23 protein-coding genes, 1 tRNA gene and 3 pseudogenes are annotated in these 21946 nt (G+C 29.4%); 11 read left to right on the top strand and 16 right to left on the bottom strand.

All coding sequences use genetic code 11. The features are described 5' to 3' along the window. The 16 genes and pseudogenes from glmM to AC5YGA_RS00905 form a co-directional block, all read right to left on the bottom strand. Nucleotides 1-1332 (bottom strand): phosphoglucosamine mutase, encoded by a 1332-nt coding sequence (glmM, locus tag AC5YGA_RS00980; RefSeq protein WP_415308731.1) that lies wholly within the window; start codon nucleotides 1330-1332, stop codon nucleotides 1-3. Further along, nucleotides 1332-2108: a dihydropteroate synthase gene (gene folP / locus AC5YGA_RS00975; RefSeq protein WP_496170010.1), complete on the bottom strand. Its 777-nt coding sequence runs from the start codon at nucleotides 2106-2108 to the stop codon at nucleotides 1332-1334. The genes glmM and folP overlap by 1 nt, the downstream gene beginning before the upstream one ends. A 280-nt stretch (nucleotides 2109-2388) precedes the next feature. After that, nucleotides 2389-4275 (bottom strand): ATP-dependent zinc metalloprotease FtsH, encoded by a 1887-nt coding sequence (ftsH, locus tag AC5YGA_RS00970; RefSeq protein ID WP_415308727.1) that lies wholly within the window; start codon nucleotides 4273-4275, stop codon nucleotides 2389-2391. A 51-nt stretch (nucleotides 4276-4326) separates the two neighbouring features. After that, entirely contained in the window at nucleotides 4327-5382 is a 1056-nt protein-coding gene (gene tilS / locus AC5YGA_RS00965; RefSeq protein WP_415308725.1) for a tRNA lysidine(34) synthetase TilS, read from the bottom strand. Then, nucleotides 5342-6325: a tol-pal system protein YbgF gene (gene ybgF, locus AC5YGA_RS00960; RefSeq protein WP_415308723.1), complete on the bottom strand. Its 984-nt coding sequence runs from the start codon at nucleotides 6323-6325 to the stop codon at nucleotides 5342-5344. Before ybgF ends, tilS begins: the two co-directional genes overlap by 41 nt. 83 nt (nucleotides 6326-6408) lie before the next feature. After that, on the bottom strand, nucleotides 6409-6891 hold the full coding sequence (gene pal, locus AC5YGA_RS00955; RefSeq protein WP_415308721.1) for a peptidoglycan-associated lipoprotein Pal: 483 nt from the start codon (nucleotides 6889-6891) through the stop codon (nucleotides 6409-6411). An 85-nt stretch (nucleotides 6892-6976) separates the two neighbouring features. After that, nucleotides 6977-8316: pseudogene (tolB, locus tag AC5YGA_RS00950) on the bottom strand (Tol-Pal system beta propeller repeat protein TolB). A gap of 1 nt (nucleotide 8317) precedes the next feature. Continuing rightward, nucleotides 8318-9127 (bottom strand): cell envelope integrity protein TolA, encoded by an 810-nt coding sequence (tolA, locus tag AC5YGA_RS00945; protein ID WP_415308717.1) that lies wholly within the window; start codon nucleotides 9125-9127, stop codon nucleotides 8318-8320. Nucleotides 9128-9132: 5 nt separating this feature from the next. After that, entirely contained in the window at nucleotides 9133-9549 is a 417-nt protein-coding gene (tolR, locus tag AC5YGA_RS00940; RefSeq protein WP_168606651.1) for a protein TolR, read from the bottom strand. Nucleotide 9550: 1 nt separating this feature from the next. Next, on the bottom strand, nucleotides 9551-10225 hold the full coding sequence (gene tolQ, locus AC5YGA_RS00935; RefSeq protein WP_415308715.1) for a protein TolQ: 675 nt from the start codon (nucleotides 10223-10225) through the stop codon (nucleotides 9551-9553). Between the two features lie 53 nt (nucleotides 10226-10278). Continuing rightward, the gene (locus tag AC5YGA_RS00930) at nucleotides 10279-10773 is read right to left on the bottom strand and encodes a RuvC family protein (RefSeq protein ID WP_415308713.1); all 495 of its coding nucleotides are present in this window, start codon (nucleotides 10771-10773) and stop codon (nucleotides 10279-10281) included. Next, nucleotides 10773-11498: a YebC/PmpR family DNA-binding transcriptional regulator gene (locus AC5YGA_RS00925; RefSeq protein ID WP_415308712.1), complete on the bottom strand. Its 726-nt coding sequence runs from the start codon at nucleotides 11496-11498 to the stop codon at nucleotides 10773-10775. Before AC5YGA_RS00925 ends, AC5YGA_RS00930 begins: the two co-directional genes overlap by 1 nt. A 5-nt stretch (nucleotides 11499-11503) precedes the next feature. Next, nucleotides 11504-12310: a TIGR00282 family metallophosphoesterase gene (locus AC5YGA_RS00920; RefSeq protein ID WP_415308710.1), complete on the bottom strand. Its 807-nt coding sequence runs from the start codon at nucleotides 12308-12310 to the stop codon at nucleotides 11504-11506. After that, nucleotides 12307-12852, bottom strand: coding sequence for a 5-formyltetrahydrofolate cyclo-ligase (locus tag AC5YGA_RS00915; RefSeq protein WP_415308708.1), 546 nt, complete (start codon nucleotides 12850-12852; stop codon nucleotides 12307-12309). The genes AC5YGA_RS00920 and AC5YGA_RS00915 overlap by 4 nt, the downstream gene beginning before the upstream one ends. 4 nt (nucleotides 12853-12856) lie before the next feature. Beyond that, nucleotides 12857-13303 (bottom strand): cell division protein ZapA, encoded by a 447-nt coding sequence (locus tag AC5YGA_RS00910; RefSeq protein ID WP_415308707.1) that lies wholly within the window; start codon nucleotides 13301-13303, stop codon nucleotides 12857-12859. Further along, complete coding sequence (locus AC5YGA_RS00905; RefSeq protein ID WP_415308705.1) at nucleotides 13291-13614, bottom strand: coiled-coil domain-containing protein; 324 nt, start codon at nucleotides 13612-13614, stop codon at nucleotides 13291-13293. Before AC5YGA_RS00905 ends, AC5YGA_RS00910 begins: the two co-directional genes overlap by 13 nt. Before the next feature lie 53 nt (nucleotides 13615-13667). Here AC5YGA_RS00905 and tkt point away from each other — a divergent pair. The 11 genes and pseudogenes from tkt to AC5YGA_RS00850 all read left to right on the top strand — a co-directional run bounded on the left by tkt (nucleotide 13668) and on the right by AC5YGA_RS00850 (nucleotide 21922). Next, nucleotides 13668-15624, top strand: a pseudogene (gene tkt / locus AC5YGA_RS00900) (transketolase). 2 nt (nucleotides 15625-15626) lie between these two features. After that, on the top strand, nucleotides 15627-16634 hold the full coding sequence (gene gap / locus AC5YGA_RS00895) for a type I glyceraldehyde-3-phosphate dehydrogenase (protein WP_415308704.1): 1008 nt from the start codon (nucleotides 15627-15629) through the stop codon (nucleotides 16632-16634). Beyond that, nucleotides 16634-17812 carry a phosphoglycerate kinase gene (locus tag AC5YGA_RS00890; RefSeq protein WP_415308702.1) on the top strand — a complete coding sequence of 393 codons (1179 nt, stop codon included), beginning with the start codon at nucleotides 16634-16636 and terminating at the stop codon, nucleotides 17810-17812. The genes gap and AC5YGA_RS00890 overlap by 1 nt, the downstream gene beginning before the upstream one ends. A gap of 1 nt (nucleotide 17813) precedes the next feature. Beyond that, nucleotides 17814-18824 carry a class I fructose-bisphosphate aldolase gene (locus AC5YGA_RS00885; protein ID WP_415308700.1) on the top strand — a complete coding sequence of 337 codons (1011 nt, stop codon included), beginning with the start codon at nucleotides 17814-17816 and terminating at the stop codon, nucleotides 18822-18824. Continuing rightward, on the top strand, nucleotides 18811-19434 hold the full coding sequence (gene thiE / locus AC5YGA_RS00880; RefSeq protein ID WP_415308698.1) for a thiamine phosphate synthase: 624 nt from the start codon (nucleotides 18811-18813) through the stop codon (nucleotides 19432-19434). Before AC5YGA_RS00885 ends, thiE begins: the two co-directional genes overlap by 14 nt. Then, complete coding sequence (gene efp, locus AC5YGA_RS00875; RefSeq protein ID WP_415308696.1) at nucleotides 19431-19991, top strand: elongation factor P; 561 nt, start codon at nucleotides 19431-19433, stop codon at nucleotides 19989-19991. Before thiE ends, efp begins: the two co-directional genes overlap by 4 nt. Nucleotides 19992-19996: 5 nt before the next feature. Beyond that, nucleotides 19997-20736: pseudogene (locus AC5YGA_RS00870) on the top strand (inositol monophosphatase family protein). A 35-nt stretch (nucleotides 20737-20771) separates the two neighbouring features. Then, nucleotides 20772-21002 (top strand): 50S ribosomal protein L31, encoded by a 231-nt coding sequence (gene rpmE, locus AC5YGA_RS00865; RefSeq protein WP_415308693.1) that lies wholly within the window; start codon nucleotides 20772-20774, stop codon nucleotides 21000-21002. Beyond that, nucleotides 21003-21590 (top strand): cell cycle transcriptional regulator TrcR, encoded by a 588-nt coding sequence (locus tag AC5YGA_RS00860; protein WP_415308691.1) that lies wholly within the window; start codon nucleotides 21003-21005, stop codon nucleotides 21588-21590. A gap of 54 nt (nucleotides 21591-21644) precedes the next feature. Beyond that, nucleotides 21645-21839, top strand: coding sequence for a 30S ribosomal protein S21 (gene rpsU / locus AC5YGA_RS00855; protein WP_006997326.1), 195 nt, complete (start codon nucleotides 21645-21647; stop codon nucleotides 21837-21839). A gap of 6 nt (nucleotides 21840-21845) precedes the next feature. Next, nucleotides 21846-21922 (top strand) — tRNA-Met (locus AC5YGA_RS00850). The last annotated feature ends 24 nt before the right edge of the window (nucleotides 21923-21946 follow it).

Raw genomic sequence — 21946 nt, 5'->3', positions numbered from 1 at the left:
TTATTTAATTTTTTTTAACACAATTTTCAAACATTTTTGAAGCAATCTACTATTATCACTCTCTCCCATTACTCTAATTTTAGATTCCGTTCCTGAGCTTCTAACTAATATTCTACCCTGTCCTTTAATTAATTTTTCTGCTAATTTTATAGAATCCTTGATATCAATATTTTTAATTATATTTTTATCTTTAACTTCAATATTTTCCAATATTTGTAGAGTTTTCTTAAAGGTATTAAAAAAACTACTAGCTTTTTTTCCTTTTCTTAGTGAAAATAAAACTTCTAAAGCGACTAATAAGCCATCTCCAGTAGTTGCAAATTTACCTAAGATAATATGCCCAGATTGTTCACCACCTAAATTAAAATTATTTTTTTGCATTTTCTCTTTTACAAAACGGTCTCCTACATTTGATCTTAAGAATTTTATATTATGTAGTTTAAAAAATTTTTCTAGTCCATAGTTAGACATTAAAGTTCCAACCACACCTCCTCTTAACATTTTTTTTCTTTTCCATCTCATTGCTATTGCAGCAATTATTTGATCTCCATCAATTACAGTACCTTTTTCATCACACATAATAATTCTGTCAGCATCTCCATCAAGCGAAATTCCTATGTGTGCTTTATATTTTTTTACTGCTAACCTAATTTTATTTGGAAAAGTAGAACCACAATTTTTATTAATATTAAGACCATTGGGGTTTATTCCAATCGAAAATACTTTGGCACCTAAAGATTTTAACAATTCAGGCCCAGCCTTATATCCAGCCCCATTTGCACAATCAATCACTATTCTTAAACCTCTAAGGTTAAAATCTTTTGGTAAATTACTTTTTAAAATTTTTATATAATCTTTATTTGCAGTTTCTAACCTTTTTACACGACCTAATTTTTTTGGCTTAGATAAAGACTTTTCAATTTTTTGATCAATTAAAGTTTCAATTTTTTTTTCAATCTTATTTGAAAGTTTTAAACCATCAGGTCCAAATAACTTTAACCCATTGTCATGATATGGGTTATGAGATGCTGTAATCATAATTCCCATGTTAGCTTTCATGGTCTTTGTTAACATTGCTAAGCCATTGGTTGGAAGTGGGCCTAATGTATAAACGTGCATACCTGCTGACGTAAGTCCTGATACTAGCGCAGGTTCCAAACTATATCCTGATAGTCTGGTATCTTTAGCAATTATTGCGATTTGTTTCTTTTTTTTTTGAGTTTTAAAATAAGTACCTGTTGCAAGACCAAATTTAAAAAACATGTCTCCATTAATATTTTTACTGTTAACGGCACCTCTTATTCCATCTGTCCCAAAATATTTTTTTGTCATCAGTTTTTTATTAATTCTTTAAATACTTTTATACTTTGTCTTAATTCATTCACGTCATGAATTCTTAGAACTTGAACTCCTTGCATTATTGCATACATGGAAGAGGCTACTGTTCCACCTAACCTTCCCTTGCTATCATTTTTTCCAGATAAATCCTTAATAAATCTTTTTCTAGAAAGCCCAAGTAATATAGGAAAACCGAGAGTATGAAAAATAGAAACACTCCTAATTAAATTCATATTATGTTTCAAATTTTTTCCAAAACCAATCCCTGGATCAATCATGATATTATTGTGTTTTATACCTATGGATATTAAAAATTTAATCTTTCGTTCAAAGAAATCATAAATATCTAATAGTTCATTTTTATATTTAGGATTTTTTTGCATTTTTTCTGGTGTACCTTGTGAATGTTGAATTACAAATGGAGTTTTATTTTTTTTCAATACACTAACTGTTTCAGAGTCATAACTTAGCCCCGATACATCATTTATAAGCTTAACTCCTAACTGAATCCCTTTATTCATAATTTCTGATTTTCTTGTATCTAATGATAGTGGAATTTTTTTATTAACATCTTTTAATGTTTCTTTTATTCTATTCCATTCTTCTTTTTTACTGACAGGTTTAGATCCAGGTCTCGTTGACTCTCCACCAACATCAATAATGTCTGCTCCAGATTTAAATAAATTACTTGCATGAGATATTCCTGTGTTCTTTTTGTTAAACTTTCCACCATCAGAAAAACTATCTGGCGTTAAATTTAATATACCCATTATATTAGGAATTTTATTAAAATTTAAACTGGAAAAATTTTTATTTTTTTTAACAATAATCTTAATATCTTTATTAATTTTTTCTTTTAGTAATTTAGGTAATTTTTTTATATCCTTAAGGTCAATTACTTCGATTGAACTTCGTGTAAGGATTTCAATTTGTCCAAATGAAATTTTCTTATTACCGTTTAGTGGGAGATTTTTTTTTTCTAATTAGTTCTATCGAAGATTTACCATAAGCAAAATTACACACTCTTGTGTAATATTTTTTCATTCAATTTTAATGAACTATTTTTGGCTTAAGACCCATTGAACTTAAAGCTGAGCCTTTATCTTCATCTTCAACTTTTAAATCTTCTTTATTGCTTGGATATATATTTTTATTTATCAGGTTTTCTATTTCTTCACCTGAAAGTGTTTCATATGTTAAAAGAGCTTTAGCTAATTTATGAAGATCGTCAATTTTTTCAGTTAGAACTTTTCTTGCTCTTTCATAACCTTTATCTACAATTTTTCTAATTTCTGCGTCTACTTTTTTTGAAGTTTCTTCAGACATATTTTGAGTTCTAGCAACAGATCTACCTAAAAATACCTCTTCTTCATTTGAGCCATAAGCAACTGGTCCCAATTCTTTGCTAAGGCCTGCTTGCATTACCATGGATCTTGCTCTTTGAGTCGCTTGCTCAATATCACTAGATGCACCGGTTGTAACTTTATCTTCACCAAATATGATTTCTTCTGCTACTCTTCCACCCATAGCTATAGCTAATTGAGCATGAAGCTGTTCTCTTGTTTGAGATAACTGATCTCTTTCAGGAAGCTGCATAACCATTCCTAAGGCTCGACCTCTTGGAATAATTGTTGCTTTATGAATTGGATGAGCTGCATCTTCATTAATAGTTACTATTGCATGACCTGCCTCATGGTAAGCAGTTAAAGTTTTTTCCTCCTCAGTCATAACCATGGATCTTCTTTCTGAACCCATCATTACTTTATCTCTAGCATCTTCAAATTCAACAAGAGTAACAATTCTTTTATTTTTTCTTGCAGCAAGTAATGCTGCTTCATTAACTATGTTTGCAAGGTCTGCACCTGAAAAGCCAGGAGTTCCTCTTGCAACTGTTCTTAAATTTACATCAGGAGCCATTTTAATTTTTTTTACATGCACTTTTAATATTTTTTCTCTGCCTATAATATCTGGAAGTCCAACTACTACCTGTCTATCAAATCTACCTGGTCTTAATAGGGCTGGATCTAATACATCAGGTCTGTTTGTTGCGGCAATAATTATTACCCCTTCATTGGTTTCAAAACCATCCATTTCTACTAACAGTTGGTTTAAAGTCTGTTCTCTTTCATCGTTACCTCCTCCAAGGCCTGCACCCCTACTTCTTCCAACAGCATCTATCTCATCTATAAAGATAATGCAGGGTGAATTTTTTTTACCTTGCTCAAACATATCTCTAACTCTTGAAGCTCCAACACCCACAAACATTTCAACAAAATCTGATCCCGATATAGTAAAGAAAGGAACTCCTGCTTCTCCAGCTATAGCTCTAGCAAGTAAAGTCTTACCTGTTCCTGGTTGACCAACTAACAAACATCCTCTTGGTATTTTTCCACCAAGTCTACTAAATTTTTTAGGATCTTTTAAAAATTGAACAACTTCTTCCACTTCTTCTTTAGCCTCTTCTACTCCAGCAACATCATCAAAGGTAACTTTACCTTTTAACTCATTCATCATTTTTGCCTTAGATTTTCCAAAGCCCATGGCTCCACCTTTTCCACCTTGCATCTGTCTCATAAAAAAAATCCAAACAGCAATTAATAATAACATTGGAAACCACGATAATAAAACACCAAACAAAGAAGGCATCTTATCCTCTAAAGGAGCAGCTGATATACTTACGCCTTTTTCAGACAACTTCTCAATTAAATTTGGATAATTTGGTGAATAAGTAGAAAAAGTATTTCCATTAGCTAACACCCCTCTAATTTTGCTTCCCTGAATATCTACTTTTACAACTCCACCATTATCAACTTCTGATAAAAATTCTGAAAATATAATAGAGTTACCTTTGCCTACATTAGCTTGAGGGTTCTTAAACATATTATAAAGGCCTATTGTTAAAAAAACAATTACAGCCCACATAGCTAAATTTTTCATATTCATACTTATAAGATAATAATTATTATTAATTAAACAAGTGTCAAATTGTTACAAAACTTTAACTTTATTAAGGTTTTCTCTTGTTATTAATATGGTCTCATTAACGCTTTCAACAAAACAGCCACCTAAGGTTATTTTTGAAAATGTCTTAAGGGTTATTCGGTTAATCAACTCATTAATACTTTTTCCTCTAACAGGATAATATTTTTTTCCTACTTTTTGAATAATTAACGTCAAAGATCTGAAAACAACTTCATGAGATTGATCAAAAAAATTATAATTTAAAATATAAGTGTCTTTTTTTTTAATATGTACAGAGTTATATTTTAAATTTTTTTCAACATAAAATTTTATTGATTTGTCCGAGTCTCTTAAATTATCAATGGTCAATCTTAATTTTTTTAAATCTAATCCCTCTTTTTCAAGGGATTCTAATAAAGTTCTAATTCTTGTTCTTTTATATATCTTATTAATATTAGATGGATCTTTAATAAAATACTTAAATACTACTTTAGAAATATTAATTAAATCATTTTTTTCTAAGTTGAGTAATGGTCTTAAAATATTTAGATTTTCATCTTTATATTTTACACTTTTGTTAAAAGATACCAGTCCATTTAGACCACTTCCTCTAACCACTCTAATTAAAAAATTTTCAAATAAATCATTTGAATGATGTCCTAACAATAAGTGCTTAATATTATTTTTCTTACATTCTTTTGATAGTAAAGAGTATCTTGCCTCTCTTGCTAAAGATTGGATATTTCTAATAGGTTTTTTACCTTTCCAACTTAATACTTTGCATGTAATGCCAATTTTTTGTAAAATTTTTTTTACAGAAGCAGATTCTTTTGTCGACTCAGTTCTGAGCTTATGATCGACTAAAAAGAATTTAACTGTTACTTTATTTTTTATTGAATAGCATTTTGCCAAGTAAGCTAATGCCAAACTATCAGGTCCACCTGAAACTGCTACAGCTAAATTTTCCCTAGCATTTAAAGAGGAAGAGAATTCACTATAAACTTCAGAAATTTTTCGATTTTTGAGAAAGCTAAGAATTTGTTTATGAGTTTTGTTTTGAGCACTCAAATTTTTTTGATTCATACTTTGCTTTTTGAAGCACAGATTGATTTGCTTTAGGATATTGTTTTTCAACTCCCATAATCATTTTACAACCTTGCTCTTTCTCTCCTATTTGAACCATTGATACACCAAGTTTTAATAAATTTATAGGAGCCTTCTCACCTTTTGGGTATTTTTGGTATCCCTCAAGATAAGCCGAAGCCGCATCAGTATAAAGTTGTCTAATTCTGAATGTTTCAGCGTACCAATATTGAGCATTTCCTGCAAGCTTGTGTTCTGAATTGGATAATACAAATTCCCTAAAAGCCCTCTCTGCCATGCTATAATCGCCTACTTTTAAAAAACTAGTTGCAAACTCATATTGCTTTTTAGGAGTATCATTAGGTAGTATGTTTTGTTCTGCCTCAAATGTTTCGGTTACTATTGATGATGTGGATTCTATTGATTTTATTTTTTGTGTAGTTTCATTAGTCTCTGTATCTTTATATGAAATTGAACCTAAGTCTTGTGGTTGTGATGAGCCAGGTAATTTTTTTTCTAGCTGTTTTTTTGTTTTAGATGTTAATTTTTGACCAACCTCTCCTGAAGATAGGATATTTTCAATATCTTCAAATCTTAGCTGATTGTCAGCTTGAACCTTGGAAAGTCTATTGGATAACTTATCTAGTTTAAAATTTATCTCTTCAAATTTATTAGTGAGTTCTTGAAATTGAACCTCTACTTCTGATAACTTTAATAAATGCCTTGTTAAAACATCCTCTGAGTTTTCATCAAAACTTAATTGATTATTCGAGTTTTCTGTATTTACTGATCCAGAATAAACAGCTTTTTCTAATGTATTTAGATCTTTTTGAATTAACTCTAAAATTTCATTCAAATTATGATTATCTGATAATGCAATATTAGAAAAAAAAATAAAGATAATTGTTAACTTAAACTTAATTAACTTTTTACAATCAAACATAATATTTTGATTAGTAATTATAATAATGGCAAAAAAAAGACCCTATGCACATAAGTGTATAGGGTCTTTTATAATTTAATATACTAATTAGCTTTAACTGAAACTGATCTTCTGTTTTTTGACCAAGCTAATGGGTTAGATCCTGAATCTACAGGTTTTTCCTTACCATAACTTAAAACTGATATTCTGTCTGAAGAAATTCCATAAGTCATTAAATAATCCTTTGCTGAATTAGCTCTTCTTTCCCCTAATGCTAAGTTATACTCTCTAGTACCTCTCTCATCAGCATGTCCTTCTAATACAATGTTGATATCTGAGTTTTTTCTTAACCAGGTTGCTTGTTTTCTTAAAGTCTCTCTTGAAGCAGTTGTTAAAACTATTTCATTTGTTGCAAAGAAAACTCTATCCGGTACGCCAGATGCTAAGTATTCAACTGAATCAGTTCCTGTATAAACGTCTGATTGCATTTGTCCTACACTTGCTTTCTTTTGAGTTGCACAAGCTGTTAATACTAAACTAGCTATTAGTACTAAAAATCCATTTTTTAAAATTTTTCTTAAGTTCATTATTGCTCCTTAAATCTTAATTGATGTTCTTACTTTTTCACAACTAATTAGATGTTTCAAGTTAAAAAATCAAGAAATTTAACAATTAATTGCTTAATAATGATGACCATGATGGGTCAGAAGCGTCTGTTTCAGTTTGAATCATCTTTTCATTATATCCTGTAAGGTCAATAGACCATAATTTAGATGAAAAACCTTCACCTTTAGAATTTGTCTTTGTTTCTCTATAAAAAATTAATACTCTTCCATTTGGAGACCAAGAAGGGGCTTCTTGATAAAAATTTTCAGTTAGTAGCCTTTCACCAGTTCCATCGGTCCTCATAACTCCAATATAAAACTTACCTTTATGTAGTTTGGTAAAAGCAATTAAATCACCTCTAGGAGACCATACAGGCGTTGCATACAAACCATTTCCAAATGAAATTCTTTTTACATTCTTTCCTTTACTACTCATTATATAGATTTGTTGGTAACCACTTCTATCAGAATTAAAGGTTATATATTTTCCATCAGGAGAATAAGAGGGAGATGTATCAATTGAAGGATGATTTGTAATTTTTTCAACAATTCTATTTTCAAGGTCCATTGTATATATGTCTGAGTTTCCATCTTTAGCAAAACTCATTATAATTTTTTTACCATCTGGAGAAAACCTAGGTGCAAATGTCATACCTGGAAAATCTCCAACTACTTCTTGCATTCCAGTTTCGATATCTAATAAATAAACTCTAGGTAAATTTTTAAAATATGAAAGATATGTAACCATTTGATTGGTTGGACTAAATCTTGGAGTTAAAACTAGCTCATTACCAAGTGTTAAAAATTTATTATTAAAACCATCTTGATCCATAATTGCTAATTTTTTTATTCTATTAGTTTTTGGGCCTTCTTCAGAGATATAAATTATTCTAGTATCAAAATAACCTTTTTCGCCAGTTAAACGTTCATAAACTTTATCTGTTATTATATGTCCTACTCTTCTCCAGTTGCTTGGTACTGTTGTAAAAACTAAAGCCATTATTTCTTTTCCAGCCAAGACATCCCACAATCTAAATTCCACTCTTAAATTTTCATCTACAAATGTGACCTTGCCCGTTACAAGGGCCTGAGCTTTTATTAAATTCCAATCTTCAAATCTTGGTTTTAAATTTGCTATATCTGGTTTTTGCAAAAATGCATCTTTGTTAAGAGGATTAAATAAACCAGACTGTTTTAAATTATTTTCAACAATTTTTGATATTTCTGCTCCTATATTTTTTTTTTTAAAACTTTATTAAAACTAATTTTTGATTTTTCATCTATGGATAGCGGAGAAATTGCAATGGGAAGTGGATTCAAATTTCCCCTAGTAATATCAACTTCTATCACTGCAAAAACTTTAATGGGTAATAAAATCAATAATATAATTAAGTATCTTAAAATCATTTTATCCTTCTAGCATTTCTCTTGCATCAAAATTTAACTGTAACTCTTTCCATCTCTCATACCCTTTACTTGGAACTCTAAGAGGTTGGCAAAGTTTAATAGCTCTTAGTGCACTTTCAGCTAACACTTTGTAAAATCCTTGTCCAGGTTTATTCATTCTAACATGGTCAAGAATCTCTGTTTTTATAATAGAGCCATCTGGTTTTAATTGTAACTTAATTCTAACTAATAAATTTTCATTATATGGTAATCCTAATGGAATACTCCAACAGCCAAATATTTGCGCCTTTAAGGCATCCTCCTCACTCAAGGTTAATGCTGAAATATCCGCATCTTTATCCTGATCTTGGGTTATTTTATCTAGTTTTTTGTTTGTTTCAGCACTTTCTACCTTAGATTTATCAATTAATGCTGCAATATTATTAGAGTCAAATAACTCTTTTTTTTCAAACTCTGAAATTTGTTTTACTTCTGTTTCTACTTTTTTAGGATTTTGTTTCTCGTCTTTAATTTTTTCTACTTTATCTATTTTGTCATCAGGCAGTGGTATGGCATCTGGTTTTTGTTTTTTTATTTTTTTTGGTGGGGCCTGTTCAGAAACTAATTTTTTTTCTTTTTCTTTAACTTTTTCAATTATTTTTTTTGCTTTTGGAGCAAAAGGAATATTTGTTTTGTCTGTAATTTGAATAAGTTCAACTGATATAATTGGTGGCAGGTCAATTGGTTTTTTAGCAAGAAACGGTAAACTCATTGCAGTGATTATAACAAGCAAAGTATGAAGCCCAAAAGAAATAATAACATTTCTATTCAATATAATCACCTTTCCTTATATGGCTCTGAAATTAATGCAACTTTAGTAAAACCAGAACCAGACAACATTCCCATTATTTCTAAAACTCTACCATAGTTTATAGATTTATCTCCTCGAACATATATTCTTGTATCAGTTCTATTTTTTGATACAGCCAAAATTTTTGCTATTATTTTGTCATATTCAACTTTAGATTCTTGAATAAATATTTCACCTTTTGAATTAATGGATAAAGTTAATGGTTCTAATTCTTCAGGTAACGAATCTGCAGAACTTTCTGGTAGGTCAACTTGTATTCCAACTGTTAGTAGTGGTGCAGTAACCATAAAAATGATTAATAATACTAGCATCACATCTACAAAGGGGGTGACATTAATTTCGCTCATAGGCTCTTTAGATGAACGGTTGAGTTTAAAAGCCATTTTATATTATTGATAAAAATCTTTTAGAAAAATTTTCTAATTTTTGTGAATATTTTTTTGAGTCGTTATTATACTTGTTATAAGCAACAACTGCTGGGATAGCTGCTAGAAGACCAAGAGCAGTTGCAAATAGGGCTTCGGCTATCCCTGGCGCTACAATTGCCAAACTTGTATTTCTTGAAATTGCAATCGACTGAAATGAATTCATTATTCCCCAGACTGTTCCAAACAACCCTATAAATGGAGCGGTAGACCCAACTGTTGCTAGAAAAGTAAAACCTTTTTCAAGTTTTACCATTTGCTTTTCTATATTAGCTTCAAGCATTCCACTCATCCTGTCATTAAGATTTGATTTGTTTTTTGCTTTTAGTAAAGTTTGCATAGAATCTTTAAATAATAGAGCCATGGGATTTTCTAAGTTAACTGGTAAACTATTATAAAAACTTTCTGCTGATTTTGATTTCCAAAATTTTTCCTCAAACTCTTCAGACTCTAGATTAATTCTTTTAAACAATCTAAATTTTTCAATAATAATTGCCCATGAATAAATAGAGCATCCAATTAACATGAGTATTACAGATTTTACGATAAAATCTGCTCTTATAAACAGGCTCCATAATGAGAAGTCAGTGTTTGATGCAAGTCCTACTGCTTGTGATGTTATATCAGCTTCCATAATTATGATTTCACACTTAAATGTGTCATGAATTTGACATTATTAGACTTAATTTACTCTTCTGACTTATAAGTTTCATAATAAAAACTAGCAATCAATATTGCATCAGCTTTATTTGAGTCCTTTTTTCTTAACAATTGTGATGAAAAATAAGGAAATACTTCTATCGCTTTAGTTCTGCTAGCATCTTTTTCAGAATTTATAAGATTAAAATATTTTTTCCATTTTGCAGGTCTCACAAAATACATTGGTAATTGCATCGCAGAGCATATGCCTTTTAAAATTCCAAAAGATTGACCAAAATTAAACATACTCGTTACACCTTGGCCAGGCATTGCCGAAACTTGCTCTATTACAACTTTTATTTCTTCTTTTTTTAAATTTTTAATACGTAAAGAAATTTCATAATATATTTGTGCACCATTAACCTGTTTTTTATTTTTTTTGCCTTCCGCCATACTTGGCATTTCCACAACATCAATTATTTTCCCATTTTCAAAAAAACAAATAGAGCCTGAGATACCAGGATCAATTCCAATTATTAGCATTAATTATCTCCAAAATTTATATTTGAGTAAACATTTTGAATATCATCATCATCCTCTAATGTTTCTAAAAAATTAATCGCAGTCTCTACCCTATCTTTTGGAACATCAACATTATTTAGAGGTACCCACTCAATTTCAGTTGAAATAAAATTCAATATTATTTTCTCTAAGTTTTTTTTTACAGTATAAATCTCACTCATTGCACATTGAATCTCGTGATAATTATTATGAGAAATACATTCATCTGCTCCAGATACAATTGCTAATTCAAAAATTTGTTCATCTGATATTTCTTTTTTATTAATCTTAATGATACCCATTTGATTAAAATTATGTGACGCAGAACCTTGTGTTCCTAAGTTTCCACCACTTTTTACAAATATAGATCTAATATTAGAAGCCGTTCTATTTTTATTATCTGTTAGCGCTTCTACAATCACAGCTATCTTATCTGGACCAAACCCTTCATATCTTAAATTTTCATAATTAGTTTCAGTATTAGTAGATGATTTAGCGATTGCTCTCTCAATATTATCTTTTGGCATGTTAGCTGACTTTGCAGCTTGAATTGCAGATCTAAGTCTTGGGTTCATATCAGGATCTTTATCTCCTAATTTTGCAGCAACACTAATTTCTTTTGATAATTTAGAAAATATTTTAGATCTTTGCTTATCAGCCTTGCCTTTAGAATGTTTTATACTTGCCCACTTCGAATGACCTGACATAATAGTTATTGAGAATTTTTTAATTCCCCTCCATATATAAAATTTTCTATGTTTTTTGCTAACCCTGTTTCTATATCACATTCAACAATCACACCACACAAACTAGCATTTCCAATTGCTGGAAAGTGTTTAATAGATTCTTTTTTAAAAAATCTGTTAACTGAATTTTCTTTATTCATCCCAATAACGGAGTCATAATCTCCACACATTCCAGCATCGGTTTGATAAGCCGTGCCTCCTTTTAATACTCTTGCATCATTTGTAGGAACGTGAGTGTGGGTACCAACAACTAATGTTGCCTTACCATCAAAATAGTGGCCCATGGCCATTTTTTCACTTGTTGTTTCTCCATGAAAATCGACTAATAGAAAATCATAATCTTCTTTAAGCTTGTATTTTTTCATAAATTTTTCAGCAGCTTCAAATGCGTCCTCACATTTTTTCATGAAAACATTTCCCATCAAATTAAGTACGCCAACTCTCATGCCATTTTTAGCTGCAAATATTCCAAATCCTTTTCCAGGAGATGGTTCAAATAAATTTTTTGGTCTGAGAAGTCTGCTTTCTTTTTCAATATGTGACATTATTTCTTTTTGATCCCATACGTGATTGCCTGTTGTAACAACATCCACACCACAATTGAAAAAATCCTTACATATATCTTCTGTAAGGCCAACACCTGAATCAGCTGCATTCTCTCCATTAACAACTACAAAGTCAATTTTTTCATTTTTTATTTTTGAAAGTATATTGCTCAAAATCATCGATCGTCCTGAAATACCAACTACATCACCTAAAAAGAGTATTTTCATATTATAGTATTTTTATTTGTTACAATATAATCTAATTTTTGATCATATGCATTAATTGGAACTTTATCTATTTCCTGAGTTGAAAAAGCTAAGCCTATCTTTAAAATATTTTTTTTTTTTGATAACTTTTTAATTAATCGATCATAATATCCACCACCATAACCAAGTCTATTTAAATTTTTGTCAAATCCCACTAGGGGAATTAATAGAATATCTGGATAAATTATATTTTTAATTTCTGGCTCAGGTATTCCATATTTATTTATTTTAAGTGGATCAGAAAATGTCCATTTATAAAAATCCATCTGAAAGTTTTTTTTAATGACAGGTAAAGAAATAAGAAATCTATTTTTTTCAAATTTTCTTAATATTGTTAAATCATCTATTTCGAAATTTACAGGATAGTACCCACCAATAATTTTTTTTGTTATTTTTTCTATTTTAATAATTTTTATAAGTTGATTAAAATCTATTTGAATATTTTTTTTATTAATTTTTTCTCTAACTTTAAGAATTTTTTTTCTTAATTTAGATTTTAACACAGAATTATTGAACTGGATTTTCTAAATTTGCTTTTTCTACAAAACTTTCAATTTCGTCTGCTGCTGCTTCGATTATTTTTTCATAATCCTCTTTATTTTTATCTATTTCTTTTTTAAAATCTTCATGATCTTGTGACAACTGTTTCATCTCTTCTTCATTCTTGTCTCTATAATCATAAACTAAGGATTTTAATTCTCTGAATTTATTTGATAGGTTGTTTAATTCAGTTTTTTTTTGTTCTACTTTTTTTTTAGTTTCAAAGTACTCATCCATTATTTGCACTGAGGTAATCAACAAAAGTTTATTCTCTCCAATGTTTCCTAGATCATTTTTTAAATCATTAAATTTTTTGTTAATATGAGTTAACAATTCCTCTAAATGCTCTTCTTGTCCATCATCACAAGATAAAAGAAAATCTTTACCATTAAATTTAATATTTACATTTGCCATTTATCTATTTCCTCCAATAAAGTATCTGTTTCTTGATTTAATTCATCTATTTTTTCTGAAAATTTTGTCTCTTTTTTTTGTTCATCTATTTTTCTTTGATTAATATCCTCTAATTTTTGATTAAGAGCTTTGTATTCACTTTCTAAATTTTGATACTTTTCTTCTATTTGTTTCTTTTCAATTTCTAATTGATTTTTTTGAGCACTTAAATTTTCTAGATTAGACTTTAACGTTGGATTTTGTAAATCTAAACTCTTCAATCTATTAAGTGCAAAACTTAGTTTTTTTTCTTTTTCACTGTCTGTTTTCATATATATATATTCATATTATTAAATTGAGTCTTCGAAGTCTAGATAGGATATTTTTGAACAAACTACATAAAGATTTATCAAACGCAATAAGGTTTTTGTCAATAGATGCTGTTCAAAAAGCAAACTCAGGACATCCTGGAATGCCAATGGGGATGGCAGATGTGGCAACTGTTTTATTTAGAAATTTTCTTAAATTTAATCCAAAAAATCCCAATTGGTTAAATAGAGATAGATTTGTTTTATCTGCAGGTCATGGATCTATGCTCCTTTATTCATTGCTACATTTAACTGGGTATAAAAGTATTTCTTTAAACAGCATTAAAAATTTTAGACAATTAAAATCTATATGTGCGGGCCACCCTGAGTATCACTCTGGTACTGGAATTGAAACCACGACAGGTCCCCTTGGTCAAGGCATTGCTAACTCAGTTGGGTTTGCTATTGCAGAAGAAATTTTAAAAAAAAAATTAGGTAAAGAAATAGTAAACCACAAAACTTACGTTTTGGCTGGAGATGGATGTTTAATGGAAGGCATTAGTCATGAAGCAATGAGTTTAGCTGGGCATTTAAAATTAAAAAACCTAGTAATGCTTTTTGATAACAACTCAATATCAATAGATGGACCAACTAGTTTAGCAGTTTCAGATAATTTTAAAAAAAGATTTGAGTGTTATGGTTGGGATTATATTCTAATTAACGGTCATAATGAAAAAGAAATTTTTACGGCTTTAAAAAAAGTTCAAAATGCAGAAAGGCCAACTGTTATTTCATGTAAAACAAAAATTGGGTATGGTTCACCCAATAAATCTGGAAAAGCTTCTTCACATGGTAGTCCTATAGGTGCAGATGAGATTAAACTAGTCAGGAAAGTTTTGGATTGGAAACATAAACCTTTTAAAATTCCTAAAAATATTTTAAATGAATGGAAAAAAATTGGTAATAAGGGTGCAAAAGCTGAGTCCACATGGAACAAGTGTTATAATAAAAAAAAAAACTGTGGATAAAGTTTTTAAAAATAATTTTTCTAAAGCTTTAAAATCTGAAAAACAAAACTCTATTAAAGAAAATAAAAGCCTAGCTTCACGTAAAGCTTCTGAGTTGACTCTAAATTCTATTACTAAAGAAAATAATACATTAATTGGTGGTTCGGCTGACTTGGCTGGATCTAATAATACCAAAACAAAATATCACAATGTTATTAAATCTGCTGATTTTAATGGTGATTATATTCACTATGGCGTCAGAGAACACGCAATGTCTGGAATAATGAATGGACTAGCCCTTCATAGTAAATTTATTCCTTATGGTGGTACTTTTTTAATATTTTCTGATTACTGTAAACCTTCAATTCGTTTGTCTGCTTTAATGCAACAGCGTGTTATTTATGTAATGACCCACGATTCAATTGGTTTAGGTGAAGATGGGCCAACTCACCAGCCAATAGAACAATTATCTGGATTAAGATCTATTCCTAATTTAAATGTTTTTAGACCAGCTGATAGAATGGAAACTATTGAGTGCTGGGAATTAGCTTTAAAAAATTCTAAAACACCAAGTGTATTGTCTTTAACCAGGCAAAACCTTGAACCTATTAGAAAAAAATTTTCAAATAAAAATAAATGTTCTCTAGGTGCTTACGAGGTTTTAAGAACTAATAAAAAAATAATTTTAACAATATTTGCTAGTGGTTCTGAGGTCAATTTAGCAATTGAGACTAGCCATAAATTAGCCAAAGATAAAATATACTCTAAAGTTGTGTCGGTACCATGCCAAGATATTTTTGATTTACAGTCTAAATCATACAAAAGAAAAATTCTTGATGAAGCAAAATTTAGAATATCTATTGAAGCTGCTTCAACAGATTGTTGGAAAAAATATGTTGGAACTGAGGGTTTAACTTTTGGAATAGATACATTTGGCAAAAGCGCACCATACAAAGAAATTTACAAATATTTTGGATTAACAGTTCAAAATATTTTGAAAAAAACTAAAAAACTAATAAAGAATTAAATATGACGATAAAAGTTGGCATTAATGGAATGGGAAGAATTGGCAGAATGATAATTAGAGCTATCGTTGAAAGTCAAAATAAAAATATAGAAATCAAGCATATTAATAACAGGTCAAATTCTGAGGCAAGCTGCTCATTAATAAAATATGATTCAATTCATGGTAAATTCAATGCAGATTTAAATTATGATGAAAAACATTTAATTATTAATAATAATAAAATAACATTTTCACAAGAATCTAATATTGAGAATATAAATTGGAAAAAATTTGATGTTGATTTTGTTTTTGAATGTACTGGAAAATTCAACTCAAAAGAAAAATTATTAGCCCATATAAAAAATGGTGCGAGGAAAGTTATAGTTTCCGCACCTTGTAAAAATGCGGATAAAACAATTGTCTATGGAGTAAATGAAGATATTTTGACAAAAGATGATCAAATTATCTCTGCAGCATCTTGCACAACTAACTGTCTTGCACCTGTTGCAAATATTTTAAATAAGAATTTTGAAATTGAAAAAGGGTTTATGACTACTATTCATGCTTTTACTAGTGACCAAAGAATTTTAGATAATTCACATAAAGACCCAAGAAGAGCAAGATCAGCCAGTCAATCAATTATTCCAACTTCAACAGGTGCTTCAAAAGCAATAGGTGAAATTATACCATCTTTAAAAGGCAAACTAGAAGGTATTGCCATGAGAGTACCAACTCCTAATGTTTCACTAATAGAATTGGTTTTTTGTACTAAAAAAGATATGGATAAAGATGCAATTAATAATGCATTTATCTCTGCTTCTAAAAAACAGATAAAAAAAGTTTTAGAAGTTACATCAGAAAATTTAGTTTCAATTGATTTTAATCACAATTCAGCTTCAGCAATTGTTGACTTATCTTTAACCAATGTAGTTGGCAAAAATATGGGAAAAATTTCAGCGTGGTACGATAATGAGTGGGGTTTTTCAAATAGAATGTGTGACATTGCAGAACACCTCCATAAAATCTCTTGATGAGAAGTATAGAAGATGAGCATAATCTAAATGAAAAAAAAGTATTACTTCGGTTGGATTTAAACGTCCCACTACGTAATGGAAAAATTACAGATACAACTCGAATAGATAAAATTTTACCTACTATTAATTTTTTATTAAAGCTTGGAGCTAAAATTATAATATTATCTCATATTGGCAGGCCTAAAGGTAAAGTTGAAAAAGCTCTTTCTCTCAAACCAATATGTGAAAATTTAAAAATTAAATTAAATCAAGATATAAAATTTATTTCAAAAAACTTAAAAGAAGTTAAATCTGATGATTTGTTTAATGATCACGATCAAAAAATTGTAATACTTGAAAATCTTAGATTTTATGAAGAAGAAGAAAAGAATGACAATATATTTGCAAAACATTTGGCAGGTTTAGCGGATATTTATATCAATGATGCTTTTTCATGCTCACACAGAGCTCATGCTTCAATTTCCAAAATTACTAAATTTATTCCCTCATACGCAGGTCTACAATTAAATTTAGAAATTGAAGCTCTAACTAAAATTACATCTGAAATTAAAAGACCCGTAACCTGCATCATTGGAGGATCTAAAGTTTCTTCTAAAATTAATATTATTAAAAACTTAATTTCTAAATTTGATAATATTGTAATAGTTGGTGGGATGGCTAATAATATACTTAAATATAAAGGGTATGAAATTGGAAAATCTATTCAAGAAAATGATTGTGATCAAGTAATTGAAGAAATATTTTCTCTATCAGAAAAAGAAAGTTGTAAAATTGTTTATCCTGAAGATGTTACAGTAGGAAAAAACTTAAACGGATCACCTGAAATAAAAGAGTTGAAAAATGTTTCAAAAGACGAATTAATTTTAGATATAGGACCAAAAACAATTAAAACTATTAATAAATTAATTGAAGAAAGTAGTACTATTTTATGGAATGGGCCTGCTGGCTATTTTGAAAATTCTAAATTTGCTAAAGGGAGTATAGAAATTGCAAAAAAGATTGTTGAAAAAAGTGAAACTAATACAATTTATTCTGTAGTTGGTGGAGGGGATACTGTTGCTTTATTAAATATTATAGGAGTAACTAATCACTTTAATTTTGTATCAACTGCCGGTGGAGCTTTTTTAGAATACCTTGAAGGAAAAAAACTTCCTGGTATAAAGGCACTTAATTAATATGTCTGAATTAAATAAAATTGCATTAAAAATATTATCAAATGGAAAAGGAATCCTTGCTGCAGACGAAAGCATCGGAACAATGACTAAAAGGCTAGACTCTGTTAATGTTCCTTCTACTCCAGAAAATAGACTGTTATTTAGAGAAGCACTTTTTTCTTCTGATGGAATGAAAGAATTTATTGGAGGGGTTATTTTATACGATGAAACAATTAAACAAACTTCTAGTTCAAAAAAATCTATCCCTGAATTAATCTCTACAACTGGAGTAGTGCCTGGAATTAAAGTTGATACTGGTGCAAAAATTCTAGCAGGGTCGGTTGAAGAGAAAATTACAGAAGGTCTAGATGGTTTAAGAGAAAGATTACAAACATACTATAAGCTTGGTGCAAGATTTACAAAATGGAGAGGTGTCTATAACATTTCAAATAAGTTTCCAAGCAAACTATCTATTCATTCTAATGCTCATGCGTTAGCAAGATATGCCTCATTAGTTCAAGAATGTGGAATGGTTCCAATTGTAGAGCCTGAAGTTTTAATGGATGGAAGTCATTCTGCTGAAATTTGTTTTAATAAAACTTCTGAAGTTATTAAAAAGTGTTTTGAAGAATTAATACTTCACAATATTGACTTAAGTGGAATAATTTTAAAACCTAACATGATCTTAGCAGGAGTTACCTCTGATAAAAAAATATCAAGTGAAGAGGTTGCAAAACTTACTTTAAAATGTCTAAAAGAAAATGTGCCCTCAGATATACCTGGAATTGCTTTTTTATCTGGTGGCCAAACAGAAGTAGAGGCTACTGAAAATTTGAATTCAATTAATAAGCATAATAATACTAATTTTATTATGACTTACTCATATGGTAGAGCCTTACAACAAAGTGCACTTAAATTTTGGTCAAAAGATATTAAAAATATTGAAGGAACTCAAAAAGTCTTCAACCACAGAGCCAATATGTGCACACATGCAGCTCAAGGAAAATGGTCAGCAGAACTTGAGTCAAAATAAAACAAATAAGAAATTTGTTTATTTAATCTCTCCAAATAAGATTAAGAATGACAAGTTCTATACTGATCTGGCATCAGTGTTTAGTTCCAAAAAAATAAGTTTTTTTCAATTAAGATTAAAAAAACAAAAAAGTAGAGAAAATTTTATTATAGGAAAAAAAATCAAAGTTATTTGTAAAAAATATAAGGTTAAATTCTTAATTAATGACGATCCTAGACTTGCAAAAAAACTTAATGCAGATGGTTGTCATTTAGGTCAGAAAGATATGGATTTGACAAAAGCTAGAAAAATATTAAAGAATAAAATTATTGGTGTCACTTGTCACAACTCCATTACTTTAGCGAAGAGTGCTATAGAGAATGGAGCAGACTATTTAGCTTTTGGAGCATTTTATGCTTCTAAAACCAAAATAGTAAAATATAGAGCTAATTTGACAATATTAAAGTCTATTAAAAAAATAACATCTCTACCAATTGTAGCTATCGGGGGTATAAAGTTTAATAATTATAAAAAACTTTTATTGAATAAAGCAAACTTTTTAGCTATTTCAGGCTACATTTGGAATAATAAAAAATACAAACCTTTAGAGGCTATAAAAAAATTAAAATGAAATTATACGCAAGTGAAATTAGAGTTGGCATGTTGATTGAATACAAAAATGACCTTTGGCAAGTTTTAAAAACACAACACGTCAAACCAGGTAAGGGTGGTGCATTTGCACAAGTCGAAATGAAAAGTGTAAATAAAAATACAAAATTAAATGAAAGATTCAGATCAAGTGAATCTGTAGAAAAAGCATCACTAGATGAAACAAAATTTAACTATCTTTATGATGATGAAACAGATTATCATTTTATGAATCCAAAATCTTATGAACAAATTAATATTAAGAAAAGCATTATTGGTGATAAAGGTAAATTGTTAACAGAAAACTTAGAAGTAAGTATAAGTTTTTATAACGAGGAGCCATTAATGGTGGAGTTACCTAATCAAGTTACTTGTACAATTGAAACAACAGATGTGGCACTTAAGGGTCAAACAGTTTCCTCTTCTTATAAGCCTGCAACTTTAGATAATGGAATAAATATTCAAGTGCCTCCTTTTATTGATAATGGAGATAAAATTATAGTTGATACTAGAACTATGGAATATATCAAAAAAATATAAATCTTATGCAATCAATATCAGCTAATCTTAACATAATGATCAAGGCTGCTGAAAAAGCTTCTAGAGCTTTAATTAGAGATTTTGGAGAGATAGAAAAGCTACAAGTTTCAATCAAAGGTCCGACAGATTTTGTATCAAATGCTGACTTAAAAGCAGAAAAAATAATTATTGAAGAATTAAAAAAAGCAAGACCCTATTATTCTATTATTAGTGAAGAAGATGGCTCTGAAGTAAATAAAGATAAAAATAACACTTGGATTATAGACCCTATTGATGGTACTACAAATTTTTTGCATGGTGTACCACATTTTGCAATATCTATTGCACTAAAATCTGCTGATGAAATAGTTTCTGGATTAATTTACGACCCAATAAAAGATGAAATGTTTTATGCTGAAAAAGAAAATGGTGCTTTTTTTAACAACCAAAGAATTAGAGTTTCAAAAAAAAAGAGCTTAATAGTTGTTTGTTTGCTACAGGAGGCATATCAAAAAATGATGTTGATCTTCCCTTAAGAAAATCTGGAAGCGCAGCACTAGATATAGCATATGTTGCAGCTGGTAGGTATGATGGCTATTTTCAAAATGACCTTAATTTGTGGGATATAGCAGCAGGTATAATAATTTTAAAAGAAGCAGGTGGCATGATTAATGAAATAGACCTTTCTCAAAATAAAAATATTCAAATAAGGGCCTCTAGCATGGCAATTAATGAGAAAATGCTCAAAAAATTAAAGAACTTTTAATTGTTTTATAAAATTCTTTTGCTATAAGTCTCGATATGAAAAAAGACATTCACCCAGACTACCATACAATAAAAGTAGAAATGACCGATGGAACTCAATTTGAAACAAGATCAACTTGGGGAAAAGAAGGAGAAATTTTAAAATTAGAGATTGATCCTAAATCACATGCTGCTTGGACTGGTGGAAAACAAAAATTAATGGATAAGGGTCGAGTTAGTAAGTTCAATAAAAAATTCCAAAACTTCAGATCAGAAAAAAAGGACTAGATGTCAAATGTACCATTAATGCCAATGGCAACTGCTGTTTGGCTAGTAGAAAATACAACTCTTACCTTTAAACAAATTTCGAAATTTTGTAATTTACATGAAGTAGAAGTTCAAGGTATTGCAGATGGTGAGGTTGCAAAAGGAATAATGGCATATAATCCAATTATATCTGGTCAACTTACTAGAGAGGAAATAGAGCTAGCATCAAAAGATGAAAATAGAGCCTTACTAATTAAAAATATCGATATTGAAATATCTACGACAGATAAAAAAATTAAAAAATATATTCCTCTATCAAAAAGACAGGATAAACCAGATTCTGCATTATGGTTAATAAAACAACACACAACTTTAAAGGATTCACAAATAGCTAAGTTAGTTGGAATAACTAAAAATTCTGTTACCTCAATTAGAAATAAAAGTTATTGGAATTATAATAATTTAAATCCTAAAGATCCAGTTGCTATGAGCTTATTCTCACAAAAAGAATTAATTGAAGCAATTGAAAAAGCAGAAAGAAGAATAAAAAGGGAAAAAAAAGAAAAAGAGAAAGCAAAAAAATCAAAAGAAGTTTCAAACAATGAATAAATTTAATAGACATCAAAATTTTATAGTGATAGTTACTCACTTTTAAAAAAATTTATGAAAATAGAAGTTAAAGATAACAATATTGAACAAGCGTTAAGGGTACTTAAAAGAAAACTACAGCGTGATGGATTCTTTAAAGTGGTAAAACTAAAGAGTGTTTATGAAAAACCCTCTGAAAAGAAAAAAAGAATTTTACAAGAAAATATTAAAAGAGTAAAAAAACTTAATAAGCTTAAAAATAGAATTTAATTACACCGCGGGGTGGAGCAGCCTGGTAGCTCGCAAGGCTCATAACCTTGAGGTCGGCGGTTCAAATCCGTCCCCCGCAACCAATTTCTCAATACTTTTTCTTAATA

This window comes from Candidatus Pelagibacter sp. uisw_091, from assembly GCF_059512525.1.
Note: the sequence above shows the minus strand (reverse complement) of the source record. Positions and strands in the feature narration are given on the sequence as shown.